Here is a 21025-nt window from a genome sequence, read left to right on the forward strand (position 1 = left end):
TCCATATCCCCTTATTCGACTAGTTGTGGTTTATCTTCAGAAAAACACCGCTCTATCGCATTAACGCAGACTCTGCTCCAGCCAATCCGCCAGTTCCTGCAATTCGTTTTGCTGTTCGGGGAAAGCCGTTATCAGTGCCTGACACGCGGCCGCCAAGGCTTCCGGACGATATGCCGTTCCCTGTAATGCGGACGCCAGCGCTTCTAACGGCGCGGGGTTCAGGCTATCAGTATAAATTTGCGCACGAACAATGACGCCGCGTTCCACATCGAAATGTAATTCAACGCCGCCCCAAGTAAATCGGTTATCCAGTAAATGAGTGAAATCCGGTGCCTGACCGAAGTTCCATTCCCAGCTACTTTGACGTGCAAACTGTTCGCTGAATCCCGGTAAATCTGGGTAGGCGGAAGGCGAGATGATTTCCGGTTCGCACTGTTCGCCGAAATAATCAAAGAAAGCCTGCGTTACGGCCTGACAAATCACCCGATGATCGACAGAAGGCAGTAATTCCACCAGATTGGCGACGCGAGAACGCACGGACGTAATCCCTTTCGCCTGTAACTTTTTAATATCCGGGTTCAAATAATCCGCTAAACGATTGAGATCTGCGTTCAGCAGCAGCGTGCCGTGATGGAAACCGCGATCTTTCGTTTCACGATAGGCAGAGCCGGACACCTTGCGCACGCCGTCAGCAGTTTCCACCACCAGATCGTTACGACCAGACGCACTGGCCTTTAATCCGAGCGAGTTGAGTGCATCCAAAACAATCTGCGTAGAAACGCTTTTATCGTATTCCGGCTTACCCACCATGAAAGTAAAACAGGTATTGCCGAGATCGTGAAAGACCGCCCCGCCCCCGCTGCTGCGACGCGCCAGCTTGATGCCATCCTCTTCCATCCGCCGCGTATTACACTCTTTCCACGGATTCTGGGCGCGGCCAATGACTACGGTTTCTGCATTGCGCCATAAAAACAGCACCCGCTGCGTGGTGGGCATCTGGCGAAAGATGCACTCCTCAACGGCTAGATTAAACCAGGGGTCGTAAGAGTCGGAGATGAGTAAACGCAAAGAGGACGAGGACATGAGCAGCTCCAATGCTATCCCCGTCATACTTCGAACTGCTTGTGCGTTGGCTTCCTTTACTCACCCCAGTCACTTACCTGAGTAAGCTCCTGGGGATTCGTGCAGTTGCCGCCTTCACGCAATTCGAATTATCTAGGGTATATAAGTAAAATAAGGAAGGCGTTAGATTCGGCGGGCCTGCCAGTAAGCCCGTTTCCAATATACGTTATCCAGCGACGAGCGGATGACGCCCTGACTGGTAGACGCGTGAATGAACTGGTCGTCTTTATCATAAATACCGACATGCAGCCCACTGCTGCCGCTGCCCGTTTTGAAAAAGACCAAATCACCCGGCAGCAGATTATCGCGGTCAATACGTTCACCCAGCTCGGTTTGTTCTTCCGTCGTACGCGGCAACTGCATGCCAAACTTATCGCGAAACGTCAGATAGACGAAACCAGAGCAATCGACGCCGTTACGATCCAGACCGCCATAGCGATAAGGCGTTCGATACCATTGTCCCAGTTGATCGTTTAGCTGCACCATCACCATGATCGAATCGCTCAGACGCGCATTCGGCGGCGGATTATTATGCCGACTACTGCTACAGCCGACCAAAATCAGGCTGGCGAGGAGCAAACTGTATCGTAGGATCAAACTAGATCGTAAACGTATCATGCGCGATTACCATAAAACCGCTGAGGCCATAAACCTCTCGCGTTTGAAAATGCTAGGTATTGGATTAATTTAGCGTTTAATCGGGGTGACTGGCAAGTAAAGGCGATTTTTCCTATTTTCTGACAGCACCTATTTCTAACGAGAAGGGTTAGGCGCTGCGAGTGATGATCCAATTTCTGCCATCAACCACGTGCCGCTGAAACGCGACGCCGAACACAGGCGATAACACCTCCGGCAGCATGACATCCTCCGTTGCGCCCTGTGCCACCAGCATGCCTGCCGACAGCAGCCACACACGATCGGCATGGTGGGCGCTATGGTTGAGATCGTGTGCGCAAACCACGACGGCAATCCCCAAGCGACAGAGTTCGCTCAGTAACGAATCCAGCGCCACCTGCTGGGCCACATCCAGACTGTTGGTCGGTTCGTCCAGCAGCAACAGACGTGCGTGCGGGTTGAACGTCGGCCAAATCTGCAATAGCGCCGCCACCAGCCGAACACGCTGCCACTCGCCTCCCGATAGCTGCGTGAGCGGGCGCGCCAGCTTGTCGGTTAACATCAGGCGTTCCGCCAGAAAATGCACCACCTTTTCAACCGCGTATTCCTGCGCCAGCGGCGGTTGATGCAGTTGCCAATACTGAAACACTGGCATGAGCGCCAGCGGCGGTTGCTGCTGTGCCAAATAGGCGCGCCGCACGGCTAAATCCGCTGCCGTATACTGCGACAGCGGCGTGCCCGCCAAACAGACTTCCCCTTCTCCTGCCAATAAGCCAGCCGCTCTTGCCAGCAAGGTGCTCTTTCCCGCACCATTCGGGCCAATGATGTGTAGCAGTTCACCGCGACGGCATTCTGCATTCGTTGGCAACAAACGCGGCAAGACGCTGGCCTGCCGCAGTTGCAATACCGAGGAAGTTTGCTGCGTCAATTATTTTGCCAACGCCGCTTCTATCGCTTTCACGATGGTGTCATGGTCAGGCGACATATCTGGCGCAAAGCGCTCAATTACGCGCCCTTCGCGATCGACCAGAAACTTCTCGAAGTTCCACAGGATATCTTCCGGGTTCTTGGGCTTACGGCCTTTATTGACCAAACGTGCAAAAAAATCACTTTTCCAGGTGCCGTTGGCCTCCGGCTGCTGGCGAATCAACAGTTGGTACAGCGGGTGACGGTTCTCACCGTTCACTTCAATCTTGCTGAACATCGGGAACTGAACGCCAAATGTCCCACGGCAGAATGCCTGGATCTCTTCTTCCGAGCCCGGTTCTTGACCTGCAAATTCATTTGATGGGAATCCCAGTACGACTAAGCCTTTGTCACGATAGGTTTCGTAGAGTTTTTCCAATGCGTCATATTGTTTAGTCAGGCCGCATTGAGAAGCGACATTGACGACTAAAGCAACCTGCCCTTTAAACGCTTCGAACGTTGTCGCTTTCCCATCGATAGTGGTCAGTGGAATAGCATAGATTTCAGTGCTCATCGTTTTGCTCCCTTCAGTGATAAAACAGCGTTGATCAAACAAGAGTGGGTAACACAAGACGTATCGCTACAGTCGATTACGTAATAATAGCCAGATAAACCATGGCGATCCCAGCGTAGCGGTAACCACGCCTATCGGCAACTCGGCAGAACTCAGCGCAATGCGCGCGACCGTATCTGCTAGCAACAGAACACCGCCACCGGCTAACGCACATCCGGTCAATAAATAACGCTGATCGGTCAGTCCGCACAATCGCAACATGTGCGGAATCACCAAGCCAATAAACGCGATGATACCGGCCAGTGCCACGCTCAGCCCAACCTGTACACCCATGACCAGCACGAGAACCGTCCGCCAGCGGTAAACTGGGATGCCCAATTGACGCGCCTGAATTTCGCCCAGCGCCAGTCCATTCAACACCGCGCCCTGACGACTTAGCCACAGCAACAGCGGCAAGAGCGTCAACATCAACCAGCCGTGCCGCCAGTCAATACCGCTGAAGCCACCCATCATCCAGTACATTAACTGGCGTAAATCGAGACTGGTACTGAAATAGACCGCCCAGGTCATCACCGCGCTACAGATAATCCCGAGCGCAATGCCGATGAGTAGTAAACGAGTATTGGAAATATGACGACGGGCAAAATGGAGTAACAGAAAGGTAATCAACAGCGCACCGGCAATGGCGCTCAGGCTTAACACCCAGACAGGTAAGAGCCCTTGCCCCAGCAGTACCGTTAGCACCAAGGCTACGCCTGCGCCGTTCGCGACACCCAGCAGCCCCGGTTCAGCCAACGGATTATCAAAGACGGCTTGCATGACAGTGCCAGACATGGCCAGACTGGCACCCACCAGCATCACGGCTAACGTTCTGGGTAATCGCAGTTGCCAGACAAAGAGTTGCTGCGCATCATCCAGCCAGGCTGTCGGCCAAATCCAGCGTTCCCCGGCGCACAGGCTTACAACCAGCGTGAGCACGAGAAACGCTAACAGCAGTGCCAGACTCCGACGATCGCGTCTGCATTGCTGTTGTTTTAGCTGGCTGTAATGGGGCAATGGCGTCGCGTGTTTTAGCGTGGTATCGCCCAGCGGTAATGGCTGCATTGTTCACCGTAACAAGGAGTTCTGCGCAAGAAAAAGAGCGCAATAAGAGCATGTGCCATAACGGTTCACCGCATGAAACATCTCTAAACGTTGTCACGTATGTTAAACGATTTCACCTACCTTACACGCTTTTTCCTTTCTACCGCGACGCATTCAAAATGCATACAGCTATTACTTGGTGCTGCATACCGCAATATAGTTAAGCTGGTTTCGATTACGGCGGAAGGTATGAAACATGTTGAAGAACATGCTGCGGTTTTCTTTTTTCAGCGCATTTTTTACGATACGCGCCGCACCGGCCACGCCTTCATCATAAATCAGCCCTTGGGGCGTCAGCAGCGTCATCGCGCCGTTATCATAGTTGACCTTGCTAAAGCCAGACTCCTGAAACAGCGTAACCCAGCGCTCACGCAGCATCGGCTGAGCGTGTACGTTGATAGCCTTATGCATCTGTTCCACCGCCTGCAATGCTCCGGTGTCCTTCTCGGAAAGCAGCATGATATCGTGGGTAATCAGGCGGCCGCCCGGTTTCAGCACGCGATAATATTCGGCAATAATGCGGCTCTTGGCCTTGTCAGCGTACATCGTCAGCATGGCTTCATTAATCACCACGTCAAAGTGATTATCGGGAAACGGCAGTTCCAGCGCATTCGCCTGCATAATCGTGACCTGCGACGCCAGACCGTTCGCTGCGACATTTTCCTGCGCCTTCTGTAGCGCCGCTTTATCCATATCCGCGCCAATGACCTGACAGCCAAAACGCCGCGCGATTTCCATCGCCGTGGTGCCCATATTGCAGGCAACTTCCAGCACCACGCTGTCCGGCCGGAATCCCGCCTGACTGAGGAGCCACTCCGTTGCCTTTCTGCCACCGGGACGCAGACGTTTTTTCCCCAATCGGGCTAGAAATTTATGTCCTGCTTCATGATCGCTCATACTGTCACTCCTTAATTCTGTGTTATCGCCGTAGCCGTTTACTGAGCTTTCAGCGTCTTCAACATGGTCAGCAACATACGTGATGACTGCTGCGCATCAACGGCATGAGGGATATTGGCAGGCATACGCACCAGCGTGCCGGGCTGTGCGACAACGGGTTCACCCCCGATCGTAAGCAATAATTCACCTTCAAGTACCATAACCAGTGCATCATAAGGCGCACTGTGTTCGCTCAACCCCTGCCCTTGATCGAAGGCAAACAGCGTAACATTGCCGCCGTCGGTACGTGCCAATACGCGGCTGGCAATACCGTGTTCGGTTGGGGTAATCAATTCGTGGAGAACCAGCGCCTGTGCCGCCGGAAGAGTATTGTCTTTCATGGAAACGCTCCGCTATTTTCGATTCAGCGTGCCGTGATTTTGCTTGCTGAATTCATGCAAGTGATTATTATTTTCATTTACTAGCTTGATGGTAATACCAGCCTCTGGGAGGGCAAATGACATTTGTCAAAAAGGCGCTATCGCCCGATGAATACGGCGACGTGCTGTTTCAGCATGACTGGATGCGCGGCGAACCCAGCGACGTGGTGTGTGAACTATTAGCCAAAAGCGAGCGTCTGTTTTTCCGGCAGGATGACGTCCTGTTTCGCGAAGGCGACAAAATGCAGCACTGTTTGCTGGTTGAAACGGGGAAATTGCAGGCTTTTCGCCATACCTATGGCGGAGACGAGAAAATTTTCGGGCAGTTTGAACGTGGAGAATTTGTCGCCATCGCCGCCGTATTTATGGATCACGGCCGCTTCCCGATGAATATCCGTGCGCTGAGCGACGGGCACACGCTGATGATTCCGCGACAGGATATTCATCAGTTTTGTTTGCAACGCCCAGAGCTAGCGCTGCGTCTGCTCAACTATCTGGGCAAAAAGCTCTACTCGACGATCAACCAAATCGACTGGCTGACCTCCAGCTCCGCGCCACAGCGTCTGGCAGATTACCTGCTGCGGCAGCATCACATTCAGCAAACTCAACACCTGACATTGCCGGTGAGCCGCGGCCAGCTCGCTACATCATTGGGGATGCGCGGTGAAACATTGAGTCGATTAATGTCAGACTGGAAGCGGCAAGGCCACATTACCTATCGGGGCCATCAGGTAGAATTGTGCGATCTGAATTATCTGAAAGCGTTGGCTGCCGAGGCCAGACGGACATTCTGACCGTTCAGACTGACTATGATAAGGCTTTGTAAGATGAGGCATAGCGGTGCTATAGAACAATTTTGGATATGTATTTTGACAATTGTCATTCCCCCATCATCGAATTATCAACTACGCTTAGCTTACATTGATGAGAATAACTCTCATTAGCATAATTATCTCATTAACATCGTAATGAGATACCGTGAGGGTAACGCTATGCTGGGCTTTTTCCGACGAACCTTATCTCTTCATGGAGCACAGTCACGCCATGACAGCCAACAGCCGCCGCAGACGGTCTCGCCGACAGAAACCGCTGCGCATACTCGCTGTAGCGAGAGTGAATATTGTTTCTTTAATCACGCCGCCATGTTGCCTTTCGATCAGCTTGACGAATGTTGCTGCGGCAACGATCGGCAAGAGAAAACGCCATCTTCATACGATTCATGACGTTTTCACGTTTTGCTGATGGTTAAAATTTGATGCTTTTGCCACGCGTCAGCCAGGCACCGACAAACTCGGGCACGACGGTGCTCGCGGGGCCGTAAATTTTTTCATCAAACTGGCTTTCTACCTGGCTAGGTTCGAGATTCAGCTCTAGCGTGTAGGCTCCATGCGAGTGAGCTTCATGAACAAAACCTGCGGCGGGATAGACATGCCCCGACGTACCAATCGCAATAAAGTAGTCCGCCTGCGACAGCGCATGGTAAATCTTGTCCATGTGCAGCGGCATTTCGCCAAACCACACGACATGCGGGCGTAACGGCGCGGGAAATTGACAGCAGTGGCAGCGTTCACCGACGGCGAGATCGTCCGTCCACTCAAAAATCTGTCCACTCTGGCTACAGCGTATTTTCAGTAACTCACCATGCATATGAATCACCCGCTGGCTACCAGCTCGCTCATGCAGGTTATCGATGTTCTGTGTGATCAGTTGGAAATTGTCTTCCAGCATCGCTTCCAGATTCGCCAAGGCCAGATGCGCGGCATTCGGCACAATTTCCGGCTGCTGTAATTGACGACGACGGGCGTTATAAAATTCCTGCACCAGTTCGGGATTACGTTGAAAGCCTTCAGGCGTCGCGACATCCTCAACTCGGTGCTCTTCCCACAGACCATCGGCTGCGCGAAAAGTACGAATACCCGATTCCGCTGAAATGCCTGCGCCCGTCAGTACCACAACGCGCGGCTTTTTCACTTCGCTTGCAGCCAGATAATCACGATGGAAAATACGCGCCCGAAGACGCTGTTGCCGCATACGCTTTCCCTTATGAAAACGCCCTAATCGTTGACGCGTATACATACTTTCTCCAGCTAGTTATCCATTAAGTGTAGCAATGCCGCGCCACGTACGCCGCCCGCATCGCCATGACGCGCTTTCTCTATACGTGGCAGTTTCGCAATCGGTAAAAGTCGCGAAGGGAGACGCGTCGGCAGAATTTGATAAATTTCGTCAAAATTCGACAAGCCGCCGCCCAATACCAACAAGTGCGGATCGAACAAGGTTAGTAAATTGCCCAAACAGGCCGCCAGCAAATCCATAAAACGGTCGACAAATTCCAGCGCTTTTTCTTCTCCGCCACGATAGTGCCGAATGATAGTTACCGCTGGCAGGGCTTCGCCATACAGATGTTCGTATAACCATTCAAAACCGCGACCGGAAATATAGTTTTCGATACAGCCGAATTGCCCACAGCCGCATTTCACACGGGGAATATCCACGCCGATGATATCTAATGCGTCTGACGGCAGGCGGAAATGGCCAAACTCACCTGCGATGCCGTTGCGCCCCTCCACCGGCCGCCCGTTAATCACCAGTCCCCCCCCCAGTCCCGTGCCCAGAATCAATCCTAACACGACAGGATAGGAACGAAATTCCGCGTCCCAAGCCTCCGACAGCACAAAACAGTTGGCGTCGTTGCTAATGCGAACGTCGCGCTGCAAGCGCTGTGACAAGTCAATCCGCAGCGGTTTTCCCATCGTCGCAGGCAGGTTAGCGGTGAATAACGCCCCGCTTTCATTCTGGATGCCCGGCACGCCGATACCCACGCTCCCCAGCACGTCAACCTGTGCGTCGGCTTCATGCACCAGATCGACCAGCGTAGTGAGCAAATCATCATAATTATTGCGCGGAGTCGGCACCCGCTTTTGCCACACCTTATTCAACTCAGCGTCGAACACGCCCAGCTCGATTTTCGTACCGCCCATGTCAAAACCGTAGTACATGACTGCTCCTTAGGGTGTGTTCGCATTGCCACACGATAGGGAATATCCCCGTCATCTCTCAAGCCGCATGTGCGTTGGCTTGTCTTACTGTCCGCTCAACACGCGGGCTGGGTCAATCCGACTGGCGCGCCGCGCCGGATACCAGCTGGCAATCAGGCTTAGCACCAGCGACGTACCCAATACGATAAACACATCCATCAGATGTAATTCCGACGGCAAGAAATCAATAAAATAGATATCGCCGGACAGCAGTTTATGGCCGATGAGTGCTTCAATACCGCGAATAATCGGCGTCAGTTGCAAGGTGGCGATCACGCCAACCACAGCGCCTATCACACTGCCCAACAGCCCGGCCAATAGCCCGTACCAAATAAAGATAGCCCGAATCAGCCCATCTGACGCACCCAGCGTACGCAGGACGGCGATATCGCCACTTTTATCCTTCACCGCCATCACCAGCGTTGAAACAATATTAAAACAGGCCACGCCGATCACCAGGATCATCGCCAGATACATGATGGTTCTCACCATCTGGATGTCCCGATACATATAACCATAGGTACCAATCCAACTGCGAATGTGGACATAGAGATTCGAGGCTTTGCCTGCATCGCGCACCAGTTTATTGGCAGAGAACACGTCGTTGGCCTTGATAGCGATCCCCGTCACGCTCTGCCCCATATCCAGATACTGCTGGGCATCCGCAAGCGGAATCAACGCTAAGCTATGATCGAGCTGACCACTCAGCTGCAAAATACCGCTGACGTGGAGCCGGATGCGTTTAGGCTGCATCAACTTCATTTCCGGGTCGCTGTTCGGGATCATCACCGTGACCCAATCCCCTTGGGAAACATTCAGCGTTTTTGCCACGCCTTGACCGATAATGACCTGCTGCTCACCTGGGCGAAACTGCTGCCAGGCATCATTGAGAACGTACTTAGGTAACGCACTGAGGTGTATTTCTTGTTGCGGATCGACGCCTTTTACCTGAATTGCCTGAAGTTTAGCGCCGTTCTCTAACAACCCGGTGAAATTGATATAAGGCGCGGCGGCAGCGACACCGGGCACCTGCTCGATGGTAGGCAGGATGTCCTGCCAACCATCAAAAGGCTGATTAACTGGCTCGATCTCGCCATGTGGCACCACCGCAAGAATGCGGTTATTCAGTTCACGCTCAAACCCATTCATCGCACTCAGGCCGAGAATCAACACCGCCACGCCGAGGGCGATACCCAGCGTCGAAATGACTGAAATCAGCGAAACCATGCCGCCACGCCGACGGCCACGGCTAAATCGCAGGCCAATCTGCAACGAGAGCGGAGGAAAGGTCATTGCCGCGCTCCCATCAGGGTCAGTTCCTGCTGCAATTGACCGTCACGCATTTCCAGTTGGCGGTTCAGTCGACCAGCCAATTGCAGGTCATGCGTCACCACTAGAAAGGCGGTGCCTTGACGAACGTTCAGTTCCCCCAGCAGTTCAAAGATGGTATCTGCTGTACGCTGATCGAGGTTACCGGTCGGTTCATCCGCCAGTACCAGCGACGGGCTGTTAACCAACGCTCTGGCAATAGCGACACGCTGCCGTTCACCGCCGGACAGCTCCGATGAACGGTGGTGACTACGCGCTTCCAGTCCGACAGCCGCCAGCATTTCGCGTGCTTTATCCTGCGCCTGTGAAGTCGGTACTTTGCCAATCAGCAACGGCATCGCCACGTTTTCCAGCGCGGTGAAATCCGGCAGAAGGTGATGGAATTGATAAATAAAACCCAGTTCACGATTGCGCAAATCTGCTTTTGCTGCCGCTGAGAGCGTGCTCAACGGTTGACCTTTAAAGATAACCTCACCCGACGTCGGCGTATCTAATCCGCCCAGCACATGCAGCAGCGTACTTTTGCCCGAGCCAGAACTCCCGACTATCGCCATCATCTCACCGCTGCTCATCTCAAAAGATACATCGCGCAGCACATCGGTAGACAGCTTGCCGTCCTGATAACGCTTGGACAAATTAGTACACTGCAATAATGATAAATCACTCATAACGTAAAGCCTCAGCGGGTTGAACGGTGGCAGCGCGCCATGATGGATAAAGTGTCGATAAGAGGGCAATCACCATCGCAGAAATGGCGATCGTCACCACCTGCATGGGATCAATATCCACTGGCAACGCGGCACCATCCAGTAATACGCCCAGCACTGGCATCAGCGTATTCAGTTGGCTGGCCAATAATGCCCCCAGCAATGCCCCTAACAACGCGCCAACAATGCCAGCGCTGCCCCCCTGCACCATAAACACCGCCATCACCTGACGTTGAGTCAGCCCCTGCGTTTGCAGAATGGCGACCTCTCCCTGTTTTTCCATCACCAGTAAGCCCAGCGAGGTAATAATATTGAACGCGGCCACGGCCACGATCAGACTGAGCAACAGCCCCATCATGTTTTTCTCCATGCGCACGGCCTGAAATAGCTCACCTTTACGCTCGCGCCAGTCTTTCCAGACCGTGCCTTCCGGCAGCGTTTGCGTACTCAACGTATCGACCGACAGCGGCTTTTCCAGCCACAAACGCCAACCGGTAATGTGGTTCGCCGGGTAGCGCATCAGCCGTGAGGCATCCTGTTGGTTCACCAACAGTTGGTAGCTATCTACTTCACTGTTGGCAGCAAAGGTTCCAGCAACGATGAAGATACGCTGGCTGGGAATACGCCCCATCGGCGTCAGTTGGCTAGCACTCGTCACCATCATGCGGATTTGATCGCCAGCGTTAACACCCAGTTGATCGGCCAGTTTCTCACCCAAAATGGCTTGATACTGACCAGGTTGAAGCTGCTGCTGTTTGACGTTGACCAGATAGCGTGACAGCGGTTCCTTCTCGTCAGGGTCGATCCCCAACATCACGCCGACCGCAACGCTGCGGGCGCTTTGCAGCACCACATCGCCCGTCGTCAGCGGCGCAACACGCGTTACGCCGTCCAGCGAGTCTAAAGAGGAAGCAGGAATTAAGGCCGGGTTCAGCGAACCTTGCGGCGTAGAGATCACCGCTTGAGGCATCACGCCCAGAATATTGCCTTCCAGTTCGCGCTCGAAGCCGTTCATGACGGAAAGCACGGTGACCAGCGCCATCACGCCCAGCGTGATGCCAATGGCGGATAACCAGGAGACAAACCGGCCAAAGCGGTCTGATGCACGCCCACGCATATAACGCAGGCCAATAAATAAAGCGACAGGTTGATACATGAAATCCGTCTGGATAAGGTTGCCAAAGCAAAGTGATCAAGGATAATAAAGGGTAGTACTGCTTTATGGAACCCTAACACCCTCACTCTACGGCTTTTTCTTGGCTGGATGCAGGGAGGCGAGACCCGATAATCAGATGATGCCTGAAAATTACCGTTATTCGTTGCCACCCAAAGCGGGCGAGCAACGCCTGTTGGGCGAGTTAACCGGCGCAGCCTGCGCCGTTGAATGTGCAGAGATCGTTGAACGCCACACCGGGCTGGTGGTGCTTATCGCGCCCGATATGCAAAACGCCCTGCGATTGCGCGATGAAATTCAGCAATTTACCGACCAGCACGTCACCACCCTATCTGACTGGGAAACGCTGCCTTACGATAGTTTTTCTCCGCATCAGGAAATTATTTCGACTCGCCTTTCCACGCTCTATCAATTGCCCAACATGACGCGTGGCGTCTTGATTCTGCCGGTCAATACGCTGATGCAACGTGTTTGTCCGCACAGTTTCCTGCATGGCCATGCGCTGGTGTTGAAGAAAGGCCAGCGCCTCTCGCGCGATAAGTTGCGTTCGCAGTTGGAACAGGCGGGCTACCGTAGCGTCGATCAGGTGATGGAGCACGGCGAATATGCCACGCGCGGCGCATTGTTGGACCTGTTCCCAATGGGGAGCGAAGAGCCCTATCGTATCGATTTCTTTGACGATGAGATCGACAGCCTGCGTCTGTTCGATGTGGATACACAGCGAACGCTGAATGAAGTGCCGCACATTAATCTGCTGCCCGCACATGAATTTCCGACCGACAAAACCGCAATCGAACTTTTCCGCAGCCAATGGCGTGAACAGTTCGAGGTACGGCGCGATGCTGAGCACATTTATCAGCAGGTCAGCAAAGGCGTCTGGCCCGCAGGGATCGAATACTGGCAGCCGCTATTCTTCAGTGAGCCGCTGCCGTCGCTGTTCAGCTACTTCCCGAACAACACGCTGATCGTTAACACGGGCGATATCGAGCAAAGCGCCGAGCGTTTCTGGCAGGATATTCAGCAGCGTTTTGAAAGCCGCCGCGTCGATCCGATGCGACCACTGTTGCCATCGGACTCACTCTGGCTGCGTGTAGACGGTCTGTTCTCGGAGCTAAAAGCGTGGCCGCGTGTACAGTTGAAAACCGATACGCTGCCGGAAAAAGCCGCCAACGTGAATCTGGCCTATCTGCCGTTGCCGGATCTGGCGATTCAGCATCAGCAAAAATCACCGCTGGATGCACTGCGCCGTTTTATCGAACAGTTCGACGGTCAGATCATTTTCTCCGTCGAGAGCGAAGGCCGTCGCGAAACGCTACAAGAACTGCTGGCACGCATCAAACTGAACCCTAAGCTCATCAATACGCTAGAGCAGGCACAGGGGCGTGGCACTTATCTGATCATCGGTGCCAGCGAACACGGCTTTATCGACACCCTACGCCAACGCGCCTTAATCTGTGAAAGCGATCTGCTGGGTGAGCGGGTCAGCCGTCGCCGTCAGGATAGTCGCCGCACGATTAATACCGATACGCTGATCCGCAATCTAGCAGAGCTGCGTCCGGGACAGCCCGTCGTTCACCTCGAACACGGCGTTGGACGCTATGTCGGGCTGACCACGCTGGAAGCGGGTGGCATCAAAGCCGAATACCTGATTTTGACCTATGCGGGTGAAGACAAGCTGTACGTCCCTGTTTCTTCGCTGCATTTGATCAGCCGCTACGCGGGCGGTGCCGATGAGAATGCGCCGCTGCACAAGCTGGGTGGTGAAGCCTGGTCGCGCGCACGGCAAAAAGCGGCGGAAAGAGTGCGTGATGTCGCCGCCGAACTGCTGGATATTTATGCCCAGCGTGCGGCGAAGAGCGGTTTTGCCTTTAAGCATGACAAAACGCAGTACCAGCTTTTCTGCGAAAGTTTCCCTTTCGAAACCACGCCCGATCAGGCGCAGGCCATCAACGCCGTACTGAGCGACATGTGCCAACCTCTGGCGATGGATCGTTTGGTGTGTGGCGATGTCGGCTTTGGTAAAACCGAAGTGGCAATGCGCGCCGCGTTTTTAGCGGTTGAAAACCATAAACAGGTTGCCGTTCTGGTACCGACGACGCTATTGGCACAGCAGCATTTTGACAACTTCCGCGATCGCTTTGCCAACTGGCCGGTGAAGATTGAGATGATCTCCCGCTTCCGCAGCGCGCGTGAACAAACCCAGATTCTTGAGGAAACGCAGGAAGGCAAAGTCGATATTCTGATCGGCACCCATAAACTGTTGCAGAGCGACGTGCGCTGGCGTGATTTAGGGCTACTGATTGTCGACGAAGAACACCGCTTCGGCGTGCGTCACAAAGAGCGCATCAAAGCGATGCGAGCGGATGTCGATATCCTGACGCTGACCGCTACGCCGATTCCACGAACGCTCAATATGGCAATGAGTGGGATGCGCGATCTGTCGATCATCGCCACGCCTCCAGCCCGCCGCTTAGCCGTGAAAACGTTCGTGCGCGAGTATGACAATCTGATGGTGCGTGAAGCCATCCTGCGTGAAATTCTGCGCGGTGGACAAGTGTACTATTTGTATAACGACGTGGAAAATATCGAGAAAGCCACCCAGCGATTGGCAGAACTGGTGCCGGAAGCACGCATCGCTATCGGTCACGGCCAAATGCGCGAACGCGAACTGGAACGGGTGATGAACGACTTCCACCACCAGCGTTTTAACGTGCTGGTGTGTACCACCATCATCGAAACGGGGATCGACATACCGAGTGCCAACACGATTATCATTGAGCGTGCCGACCATTTCGGTCTGGCACAGCTTCACCAGTTGCGTGGTCGCGTGGGGCGTTCCCACCATCAGGCTTACGCCTATCTACTGACACCGAACCCTAAAGCGATGAGCACCGATGCGCAGAAACGTCTGGAAGCGATCGCGTCATTGGAAGACCTCGGCGCAGGTTTTGCGCTGGCAACGCACGATCTGGAAATTCGCGGCGCGGGCGAGTTGCTCGGAGACGATCAGAGTGGACAAATGACCAGCGTCGGTTTCTCACTGTATATGGAACTGTTAGAAAGTGCCGTAGACGCCCTGAAAGCAGGCCGAGAACCGTCACTAGAGGATTTGATCAACAGCCAGACTGACGTCGAGCTGCGGTTACCCGCTCTACTGCCTGACGATTTCATCCCCGACGTCAATACGCGCCTGTCGCTCTATAAACGTATTGCCAGTGCGAAAAACACGGCCGAACTGGATGAGTTGAAAGTCGAGCTGATCGATCGCTTCGGTCTCCTTCCTGATGCAAGCCGCCATCTGTTGCAGATAGCGGCCCTGCGCCAGCAAGCGCAAGCGCTGGGCATTCGCCGTATTGAAGGCAACGAAAAAGGCGGGTTTATCGAATTCGGCGAGCAAAATCGCGTCGATCCGTCCCACCTTATCGGCCTGTTGCAGCGCGATCCGAGCACTTATCGTCTGGATGGTCCGACTCGTCTGAAATTTATGAAGGATTTAAGCGACCGTCCGCAACGCATCGAGTTTATCGGTTCACTGCTGGGGAACATGGCGCAGCATACGCTGGCGGCGTAATCCGCTTTCACGATAAAAAACGGGAACCTTCGGGTTCCCGTGAGGTTGCTGACAAAGGCCGCCGTTCAGGAAATAGGTTTGTCATCAGTCTTCCGTTGCATCCACCTTTACAAGCACTGCCGCAACGCAGTAAAGTCGCCAACCTTTTTTATGGCTCGCCATCCTTGGCGGCCCCCCTTCCGGGCCGTCGCTAGTGCGACGTTAAAAGTTTCTCCCGGAAATTTTCATGGCATGGGGCCTAACTATGTTTATCGGTTTTGACTACGGTACCGCCAACTGTTCCGTGGCAGTTATGGATGCAGGGACACCACGGCTCCTGTCGCTGGAAAATGGCTCGCCTTATCTTTCTTCCCTGCTGTGCGCGCCCGTGCGTGAAGCGGTGAGCGAGTGGTTATGGCGACATCATCAGGTCAATGCCGAGGGCGAGAACGCACTGCTGCTGAAGCGAGCAATCAGCTACAACCGCGAAGAAGATATTCGCGTACAGCCCGATAGCGTGAAATTTGGGCGCGATGCGTTACGCCACTATATGGATGACCCAGAAGAGACATGGTTCGTTAAATCGCCGAAGTCCTTCCTCGGTGCCGTCGGGCTGAAAGCACAGCAGATCGCGCTGTTTGAGGATCTGGTTTGCTCCATGATGCTGCATATCCGCACACAAGCAGAAACCCAGCTTGACCAGCCTATTCGTCAGGCCGTTATCGGTCGCCCGATTAACTTTCAAAGTATCGGCGGCGAAGAAGCCAACCAGCAGGCACAAGGGATTTTAGATCGTGCCGCACACCGTGCTGGGTTTGAAGACGTCGTCTTCCAGTTTGAACCCGTGGCTGCCGGGCTGGATTTTGAATCTACGCTGACGAAAGAAACGCGCGTGCTAGTTGTAGATATCGGCGGCGGAACCACCGACTGCTCCATGCTACTGATGGGGCCGAAGTGGCATAAGCAGCATGAACGTTCGCAAAGTTTGCTAGGACACAGCGGCTGCCGTATTGGCGGTAACGATCTGGACATCATGCTCGCGTTCAAACAGCTAATGCCGCTGCTTGGCATGAATAGCGAGTCGGAAAAAGGCATCGCCCTACCGATCATGACCTGGTGGAATGCGGTCGCGATTAACGATATTCCGGCGCAAAAAGAGTTCCATAGCACCGCCAGTCGCGCGTTAATCAACGAAATGATCCGCGATGCTCGCCAGCCCGAATTAGTGAAAAGATTGCTGACCGTGTGGCAGCAGCGCCTGAGCTACCGTCTGATTCAACTGGCGGAAGAGAGCAAAATCGCGCTTTCCAACCAATCGGAAACGGCAGCCGATTTGCACTTTATCGAATCAGGTCTGGCAACACGCATTCATGCTGATGAACTTAATGCCGCGATTGATAATCCGCTCACGCGCATTCAACAGCAGGTAACGCTGGCACTAGAAACCAGCCAGACCCGGCCAGAAGTGATCTACCTGACTGGCGGTAGCGCAAAATCGCCTCTGCTGCGTCAGGCCATTCAGCAGTTGCTGCCTGATATTCCTATCGCCAGCGGTAACGATTTTGGCTCCGTTACCGCCGGACTGGCTCGCTGGGCAGAGATAGTTTTCCGCCGTTAAGTCAAATACGGGACGTAAGCCATGCGTCCCGTCAGACTATGGCCTTATTAACTGCGGTGGATTGACCAACAACCCACGCAGCAGCAACTCCAGCGCGGCAACGCCTTGTGCCAGCCGCGCAGTACCATCCTCTCCCTCCGCGATCCAAAACGCCGCTTCGGCCAGACTGCCGTAGATCAACGATGCCAGCGCCTGTGGTTCGGCTTCAGCCACCACGCCTTGGCGTATGAGGTTGTCGATCAGCCGCTGCATCGACTCCACGCAATGCCGTTGTGAATCCGGCGATGCACCACCTAGTGCAGCCCGCGCATCACGCAACACGATACGCTGAATCTCAGGCTCCAGCGCCATTTCCAGATAAGCGCGACAGCGACAACGGAAACCTTCCCAGTCATCTTCGGCGGCATCGGAGATCGCTTGCAGTCGCTCATCCATCTCAGCATCGATCTGCTCTACCACCGCCGCCAACAATCCTTTCTTGTCACCGAAGTGATGATAAAGCGCCCCACGGGTCAGGCTCGCCTGCGCAGTGAGATCGTCCATTGAGGTATCGGCATAGCCGCGTTCGCTGAAGACCTTACGAGCGGTCGCCAGCAGTATAGAGCGAGTTTCTTCCATTTCAGCACGGGTACGACGAACCATCGACACATCCTTACATACACATCGTATGATTATTTACATTCACTCCGTATGAATATATGCTTTTATTCATACGCTCTGTATGTATTGTCGCTGTGCCGCGAGAAGGTGGCAAGTGGATTCACTTTGGAGAACAAGATGATCAATCCTTATCGAGAACTTTTCGCCGCCCCTGGTAGCAGAGGCTTTGCGTTGGCCGGCCTGTTGGCACGGGTTCCGCTGCCCATGACGGGCATCGGCATTATCACCATGCTGTCGCAACTGCGCGGCAGCTATGCGCTGGCGGGAGCGGTATCGGCCACTTTTGTACTGACCTACGCCCTGCTATCACCACAGATCTCCCGTCTGGTTGATCGACATGGACAAGGTCGCGTACTGCCACTGGCAACGCTAATCAGCGCGATCGGCATGCTACTTCTGCTTGCTAGTGCATGGTGGCAGGCACCTGACTGGACCTTATTCATCGGTGCTTTGCTGGCCGGTTTCATGCCCAGCATGTCAGCGATGGTGAGAGCACGCTGGACGGCCATCTATCGCGGGCAGCCTCGCTTGCAAACTGCCTACTCGCTGGAGACGGTACTCGATGAAGTCACCTTTATTGCCGGACCTCCGCTGGCTGTTGGACTGTCCGTAGCCGTGTTTCCTCAGGCTGGCCCACTGGCAGCGGCACTCTTGCTGATTATTGGTGTGTTTGCACTGGTTACACAACGCGGCACCGAACCACCGGTAGAAAAACAGGATGTCAGTACGGGTCGCTCAAGAGCGGTGATCAAACAGGCGAACGTGCGCCTGCTGGCGCTGTTGATGGTAGCGATGGGCGTCATCGTTGGCACCGTTGATATCGTGAGTGTGGCCTTCGCCGAACAACGTGGCCAACCGGCAGCGGCCAGCCTGATCTTGTCAGTTTATGCGGTCGGTTCCTGTCTGGCTGGCCTGCTGTTCGGGGCCCTCAAGCTACGTACTGCACTGCATCACCTGCTATTGCTAGGCGGTGTGGCAACGGCAGCAACCACACTACCTCTGCTGCTGGTTGGCAGCATTCCCACATTGGCTGCGGCCGTACTGATCGCGGGACTGTTCTTCGCTCCCACCATGATCGTGGCAATGTCGCTGGTCGAACGTTTGGTGCCTGAACACCGCTTAACCGAAGGCATGACCTGGTTGTTGGCAGGGCTAAACATCGGTGTGGCGCTGGGCGCTACGGTATCGGGTCACATCGTGGATGAGGGTGGCGCGCGTGCCGGGTTCGCCGTTGCGCTGTGCGCTGGCGTTTTGGTGCTGCTGGTCGCGATTTGGGTACATCAGTATTTGCGAACACATGCTTCCTCTCTTCCCCATGCCGCTTGACGGTCACACAATCGACTTCCTATGCTAAGGATTGAACCATGAATACATCTTCATCTATCGCTATAGGCAAGACTGCACAGCATCCTTGGCTGGCCGTCGTCGTCGTCGGTCTTGCAACCTTCTCTGTTGTCACAACGGAAATGCTTCCGGTCGGTCTGCTGACCCCTATTGCTGACACGCTACATACCTCTACCGGAACCGCAGGGCTGATGATTTCACTCCCTGCACTCTTAGCCGCGTTATTCGCTCCACTGGTGGTGATCGCATCCGGCGGTATGGATAGACGCAGGATTTTATGCGGCCTGCTGGCGTTGCTGGTTATCGCCAACATTGCCTCGGCACTGGCACCAGACATCGGCTGGATGCTGGGTGCTCGCGTGCTTGTCGGTTTTTGTATGGGCGGCATCTGGGCGATTGCCGGTGGTCTGGCTGCACGACTCGTTCCCGAACCCTCCATTGGTCTGGCGACATCGATTATCTTCGGTGGCGTCGCGGCGGCGTCCGTACTAGGTGTACCGTTCGGTGCCCTGATCGGCGACATCGCCGGATGGCGCTGGGCGTTTGGCTGCATGGCAATGTTTAGCGGACTGGTACTGATGCTTCACCTCGCGGTGATTCCGGCACTGCCCGTTGCCCGCTCAACCACCGTGCGCCAGTTCGGTGAGCAACTGACCAACCGTAAGCTGCAAGTCGGACTGATTCTGACGCTATTACTGGTGGCAGGGCATTTCATGGCCTTTACGTTCGTCCGCTGCTGCTATCCGTGTCGGGATTCGACACACCGTGGATTAGCGCATTGCTGTTCGCCTAGGGCATGGCAGGCATCGTTGGCAATTTTCTGGCAGGCATCCTCGCGGCGCAGCGTACGACGCTAACCTTGACGGCAATTGCTCTCGGGCTGCTGTTAACCCCGCTCCTGTTCCTCACCATCGGAGGGTCGCATGTAGGCGGCGGCGTGGCGCTACTGGTTTGGGGGCTGGCCTACGGCGGTGTATCCGTTGGTTTGATGACATGGATGATGAAAGCCGCATCGCGCGCCGTGGAGATCGCTTCCGCACTGTATGTTGGCGTTTTCAATGTTGGTATCGCGCTTGGGTCCTGGGTAGGCGGCCAAATAGTGGATAATTCAGGCCTGAACGCAACGCTTTGGCTGGCAGGTGGATTCGCCGCGGTCGCCTTACTGTTATCCCTGAGCATTGGGTTGACTGAACGCCGGAAGATCATCGAATGAAAAAAGCCGCGAGCACCTTATTCAGGCGTCTCGCGGCTTTTAGAGATGGTGTCAGCGCAAAAAACGTAGACGTTGAGGTAAATCAGCTCTGTTGATTCAAGACTAATTGACCGTTTCTGTCCACTGGAATCTGTGTACCCGGATCGCGATCCATGCGGATTTTGCCCTGCTGGTCGCCGATTTTATAGGTGACATCATAACCTAGAACTTTTTGTGATTTATCGTACACCGTCTGACAACGCTGCTGCTGTGTCGTGTACGTATCATTTTCCTGCATGCCACTTTGTACACGGTTACCCGCGTAGCCGCCTGCCAGTGCACCCGCTACCGTCGCGACATCTTTACCGCGTCCGCCACCGAACTGATGTCCCAGAACACCACCCGCCACGGCACCCAGTACCGATCCGGCTATCTGGTTTTCATCCTGCACCGGACGACGGTGAGTCACGTTTACGTTACGGCACTCTTGGCGAGGCGTTTTGACCGTTTCTTTAATAGGTGTTGCCGTTAGCACCTGTGCATACTGAGGTTTAGAGGAAAAAACGTCCATACTCGCCACCGCCGCCACACCCAATGCCGCAGCCACACCAATACCTACACCCGCTAACATTGATTTGTTCACAGGATACCTCCCGAATCTATTCTCACGCATTCCCCATCTGCAATTCTGCCGTAATCTTGTTTTACGTCAGCTCGCGTTTAACGCGATGAATCCG

19 protein-coding genes and 1 pseudogene are annotated in these 21025 nt (G+C 54.3%); 6 read left to right on the forward strand and 14 right to left on the reverse strand.

Going from position 1 to position 21025, the window contains the following annotated elements:
* Positions 1-60: 60 nt before the first annotated feature.
* From lplA to A0G03_RS19460, 7 genes are all read right to left on the reverse strand, one after another.
* Positions 61-1083, reverse strand: coding sequence for a lipoate--protein ligase (gene lplA / locus A0G03_RS19430; protein WP_048259839.1), 1023 nt, complete (start codon positions 1081-1083; stop codon positions 61-63).
* Between the two features lie 162 nt (positions 1084-1245).
* The gene (locus A0G03_RS19435; protein WP_080965229.1) at positions 1246-1740 is read right to left on the reverse strand and encodes an NlpC/P60 family protein; all 495 of its coding nucleotides are present in this window, start codon (positions 1738-1740) and stop codon (positions 1246-1248) included.
* Positions 1741-1888: 148 nt separating this feature from the next.
* Positions 1889-2665 carry a vitamin B12 ABC transporter ATP-binding protein BtuD gene (btuD, locus tag A0G03_RS19440; RefSeq protein WP_048259714.1) on the reverse strand — a complete coding sequence of 259 codons (777 nt, stop codon included), beginning with the start codon at positions 2663-2665 and terminating at the stop codon, positions 1889-1891.
* Positions 2666-3217: a glutathione peroxidase gene (locus A0G03_RS19445; RefSeq protein WP_048259713.1), complete on the reverse strand. Its 552-nt coding sequence runs from the start codon at positions 3215-3217 to the stop codon at positions 2666-2668. It abuts the gene before it with no gap.
* A gap of 66 nt (positions 3218-3283) precedes the next feature.
* The gene (btuC, locus tag A0G03_RS19450; protein WP_048259712.1) at positions 3284-4321 is read right to left on the reverse strand and encodes a vitamin B12 ABC transporter permease BtuC; all 1038 of its coding nucleotides are present in this window, start codon (positions 4319-4321) and stop codon (positions 3284-3286) included.
* 171 nt (positions 4322-4492) lie between these two features.
* Positions 4493-5257 carry a class I SAM-dependent methyltransferase gene (locus A0G03_RS19455; RefSeq protein ID WP_048259711.1) on the reverse strand — a complete coding sequence of 255 codons (765 nt, stop codon included), beginning with the start codon at positions 5255-5257 and terminating at the stop codon, positions 4493-4495.
* 38 nt (positions 5258-5295) lie between these two features.
* The gene (locus tag A0G03_RS19460) at positions 5296-5637 is read right to left on the reverse strand and encodes a cupin domain-containing protein (protein ID WP_048259710.1); all 342 of its coding nucleotides are present in this window, start codon (positions 5635-5637) and stop codon (positions 5296-5298) included.
* Positions 5638-5753: 116 nt separating this feature from the next.
* Here A0G03_RS19460 and A0G03_RS19465 point away from each other — a divergent pair, with 116 nt between their 5' ends.
* Together A0G03_RS19465 and A0G03_RS19470 are read left to right on the forward strand one after the other, a co-directional pair.
* On the forward strand, positions 5754-6470 hold the full coding sequence (locus A0G03_RS19465) for a Crp/Fnr family transcriptional regulator (RefSeq protein WP_048259709.1): 717 nt from the start codon (positions 5754-5756) through the stop codon (positions 6468-6470).
* Positions 6471-6668: 198 nt separating this feature from the next.
* A complete protein-coding gene (locus A0G03_RS19470) occupies positions 6669-6899 on the forward strand; it encodes a hypothetical protein (protein WP_072062015.1) in 231 nt (76 codons plus the stop codon).
* Positions 6900-6921: 22 nt separating this feature from the next.
* On the opposite strand, the gene cobB is transcribed toward A0G03_RS19470, so the two are convergent.
* From cobB to lolC, 5 genes are all read right to left on the reverse strand, one after another.
* Complete coding sequence (cobB, locus tag A0G03_RS19475) at positions 6922-7752, reverse strand: Sir2 family NAD+-dependent deacetylase (protein WP_048259708.1); 831 nt, start codon at positions 7750-7752, stop codon at positions 6922-6924.
* An 11-nt stretch (positions 7753-7763) separates the two neighbouring features.
* Positions 7764-8675 (reverse strand): N-acetylglucosamine kinase, encoded by a 912-nt coding sequence (gene nagK, locus A0G03_RS19480; RefSeq protein ID WP_048259707.1) that lies wholly within the window; start codon positions 8673-8675, stop codon positions 7764-7766.
* Positions 8676-8759: 84 nt separating this feature from the next.
* Positions 8760-10007 carry a lipoprotein-releasing ABC transporter permease subunit LolE gene (gene lolE, locus A0G03_RS19485; protein WP_048259706.1) on the reverse strand — a complete coding sequence of 416 codons (1248 nt, stop codon included), beginning with the start codon at positions 10005-10007 and terminating at the stop codon, positions 8760-8762.
* The gene (lolD, locus tag A0G03_RS19490) at positions 10004-10711 is read right to left on the reverse strand and encodes a lipoprotein-releasing ABC transporter ATP-binding protein LolD (RefSeq protein ID WP_005970460.1); all 708 of its coding nucleotides are present in this window, start codon (positions 10709-10711) and stop codon (positions 10004-10006) included. The genes lolE and lolD overlap by 4 nt, the downstream gene beginning before the upstream one ends.
* On the reverse strand, positions 10704-11906 hold the full coding sequence (gene lolC, locus A0G03_RS19495; protein WP_048259705.1) for a lipoprotein-releasing ABC transporter permease subunit LolC: 1203 nt from the start codon (positions 11904-11906) through the stop codon (positions 10704-10706). The genes lolD and lolC overlap by 8 nt, the downstream gene beginning before the upstream one ends.
* A gap of 136 nt (positions 11907-12042) precedes the next feature.
* Between lolC and mfd the strand changes: the two genes are divergently transcribed.
* Together mfd and yegD are read left to right on the forward strand one after the other, a co-directional pair.
* The gene (gene mfd / locus A0G03_RS19500) at positions 12043-15495 is read left to right on the forward strand and encodes a transcription-repair coupling factor (protein WP_189339466.1); all 3453 of its coding nucleotides are present in this window, start codon (positions 12043-12045) and stop codon (positions 15493-15495) included.
* A 244-nt stretch (positions 15496-15739) separates the two neighbouring features.
* Positions 15740-17092 (forward strand): molecular chaperone, encoded by a 1353-nt coding sequence (gene yegD / locus A0G03_RS19505; RefSeq protein ID WP_048259836.1) that lies wholly within the window; start codon positions 15740-15742, stop codon positions 17090-17092.
* Positions 17093-17128: 36 nt separating this feature from the next.
* Here yegD and A0G03_RS19510 read toward each other — a convergent pair whose 3' ends face one another.
* Entirely contained in the window at positions 17129-17734 is a 606-nt protein-coding gene (locus A0G03_RS19510; protein ID WP_048259704.1) for a TetR/AcrR family transcriptional regulator, read from the reverse strand.
* A gap of 135 nt (positions 17735-17869) precedes the next feature.
* On the opposite strand from A0G03_RS19510, the gene A0G03_RS19515 reads away from it, so the two are divergent.
* Together A0G03_RS19515 and A0G03_RS19520 are read left to right on the forward strand one after the other, a co-directional pair.
* A complete protein-coding gene (locus A0G03_RS19515; protein ID WP_048259703.1) occupies positions 17870-19078 on the forward strand; it encodes an MFS transporter in 1209 nt (402 codons plus the stop codon).
* 38 nt (positions 19079-19116) lie between these two features.
* Positions 19117-20309, forward strand: a pseudogene (locus tag A0G03_RS19520) (MFS transporter).
* 82 nt (positions 20310-20391) lie between these two features.
* On the opposite strand, the gene A0G03_RS19525 reads toward A0G03_RS19520, so the two are convergent.
* Positions 20392-20931: a glycine zipper 2TM domain-containing protein gene (locus A0G03_RS19525; RefSeq protein ID WP_005970476.1), complete on the reverse strand. Its 540-nt coding sequence runs from the start codon at positions 20929-20931 to the stop codon at positions 20392-20394.
* Positions 20932-21025: the final 94 nt, after the last annotated feature.

The organism is Pectobacterium peruviense (assembly GCF_002847345.1).
Taxonomy (GTDB): domain Bacteria; phylum Pseudomonadota; class Gammaproteobacteria; order Enterobacterales; family Enterobacteriaceae; genus Pectobacterium; species Pectobacterium peruviense.

What these genes read in the sequence shown, in the direction of transcription:
- lplA (WP_048259839.1), bottom strand. Translation starts at nt 1,083, where the DNA reads ATGTCCTCGTCCTCTTTGCGTTTACTCATCTCCGACTCTTACGACCCC.
- A0G03_RS19435 (WP_080965229.1), bottom strand. Translation starts at nt 1,740, where the DNA reads ATGATACGTTTACGATCTAGTTTGATCCTACGATACAGTTTGCTCCTC.
- A0G03_RS19445 (WP_048259713.1), bottom strand. Translation starts at nt 3,217, where the DNA reads ATGAGCACTGAAATCTATGCTATTCCACTGACCACTATCGATGGGAAA.
- btuC (WP_048259712.1), bottom strand. Translation starts at nt 4,321, where the DNA reads ATGCAGCCATTACCGCTGGGCGATACCACGCTAAAACACGCGACGCCA.
- A0G03_RS19455 (WP_048259711.1), bottom strand. Translation starts at nt 5,257, where the DNA reads ATGAGCGATCATGAAGCAGGACATAAATTTCTAGCCCGATTGGGGAAA.
- A0G03_RS19460 (WP_048259710.1), bottom strand. Translation starts at nt 5,637, where the DNA reads ATGAAAGACAATACTCTTCCGGCGGCACAGGCGCTGGTTCTCCACGAA.
- A0G03_RS19465 (WP_048259709.1), top strand. Translation starts at nt 5,754, where the DNA reads ATGACATTTGTCAAAAAGGCGCTATCGCCCGATGAATACGGCGACGTG.
- A0G03_RS19470 (WP_072062015.1), top strand. Translation starts at nt 6,669, where the DNA reads ATGCTGGGCTTTTTCCGACGAACCTTATCTCTTCATGGAGCACAGTCA.
- cobB (WP_048259708.1), bottom strand. Translation starts at nt 7,752, where the DNA reads ATGTATACGCGTCAACGATTAGGGCGTTTTCATAAGGGAAAGCGTATG.
- nagK (WP_048259707.1), bottom strand. Translation starts at nt 8,675, where the DNA reads ATGTACTACGGTTTTGACATGGGCGGTACGAAAATCGAGCTGGGCGTG.
- lolE (WP_048259706.1), bottom strand. Translation starts at nt 10,007, where the DNA reads ATGACCTTTCCTCCGCTCTCGTTGCAGATTGGCCTGCGATTTAGCCGT.
- lolD (WP_005970460.1), bottom strand. Translation starts at nt 10,711, where the DNA reads ATGAGTGATTTATCATTATTGCAGTGTACTAATTTGTCCAAGCGTTAT.
- lolC (WP_048259705.1), bottom strand. Translation starts at nt 11,906, where the DNA reads ATGTATCAACCTGTCGCTTTATTTATTGGCCTGCGTTATATGCGTGGG.
- mfd (WP_189339466.1), top strand. Translation starts at nt 12,043, where the DNA reads ATGATGCCTGAAAATTACCGTTATTCGTTGCCACCCAAAGCGGGCGAG.
- yegD (WP_048259836.1), top strand. Translation starts at nt 15,740, where the DNA reads ATGTTTATCGGTTTTGACTACGGTACCGCCAACTGTTCCGTGGCAGTT.
- A0G03_RS19510 (WP_048259704.1), bottom strand. Translation starts at nt 17,734, where the DNA reads ATGGTTCGTCGTACCCGTGCTGAAATGGAAGAAACTCGCTCTATACTG.
- A0G03_RS19515 (WP_048259703.1), top strand. Translation starts at nt 17,870, where the DNA reads ATGATCAATCCTTATCGAGAACTTTTCGCCGCCCCTGGTAGCAGAGGC.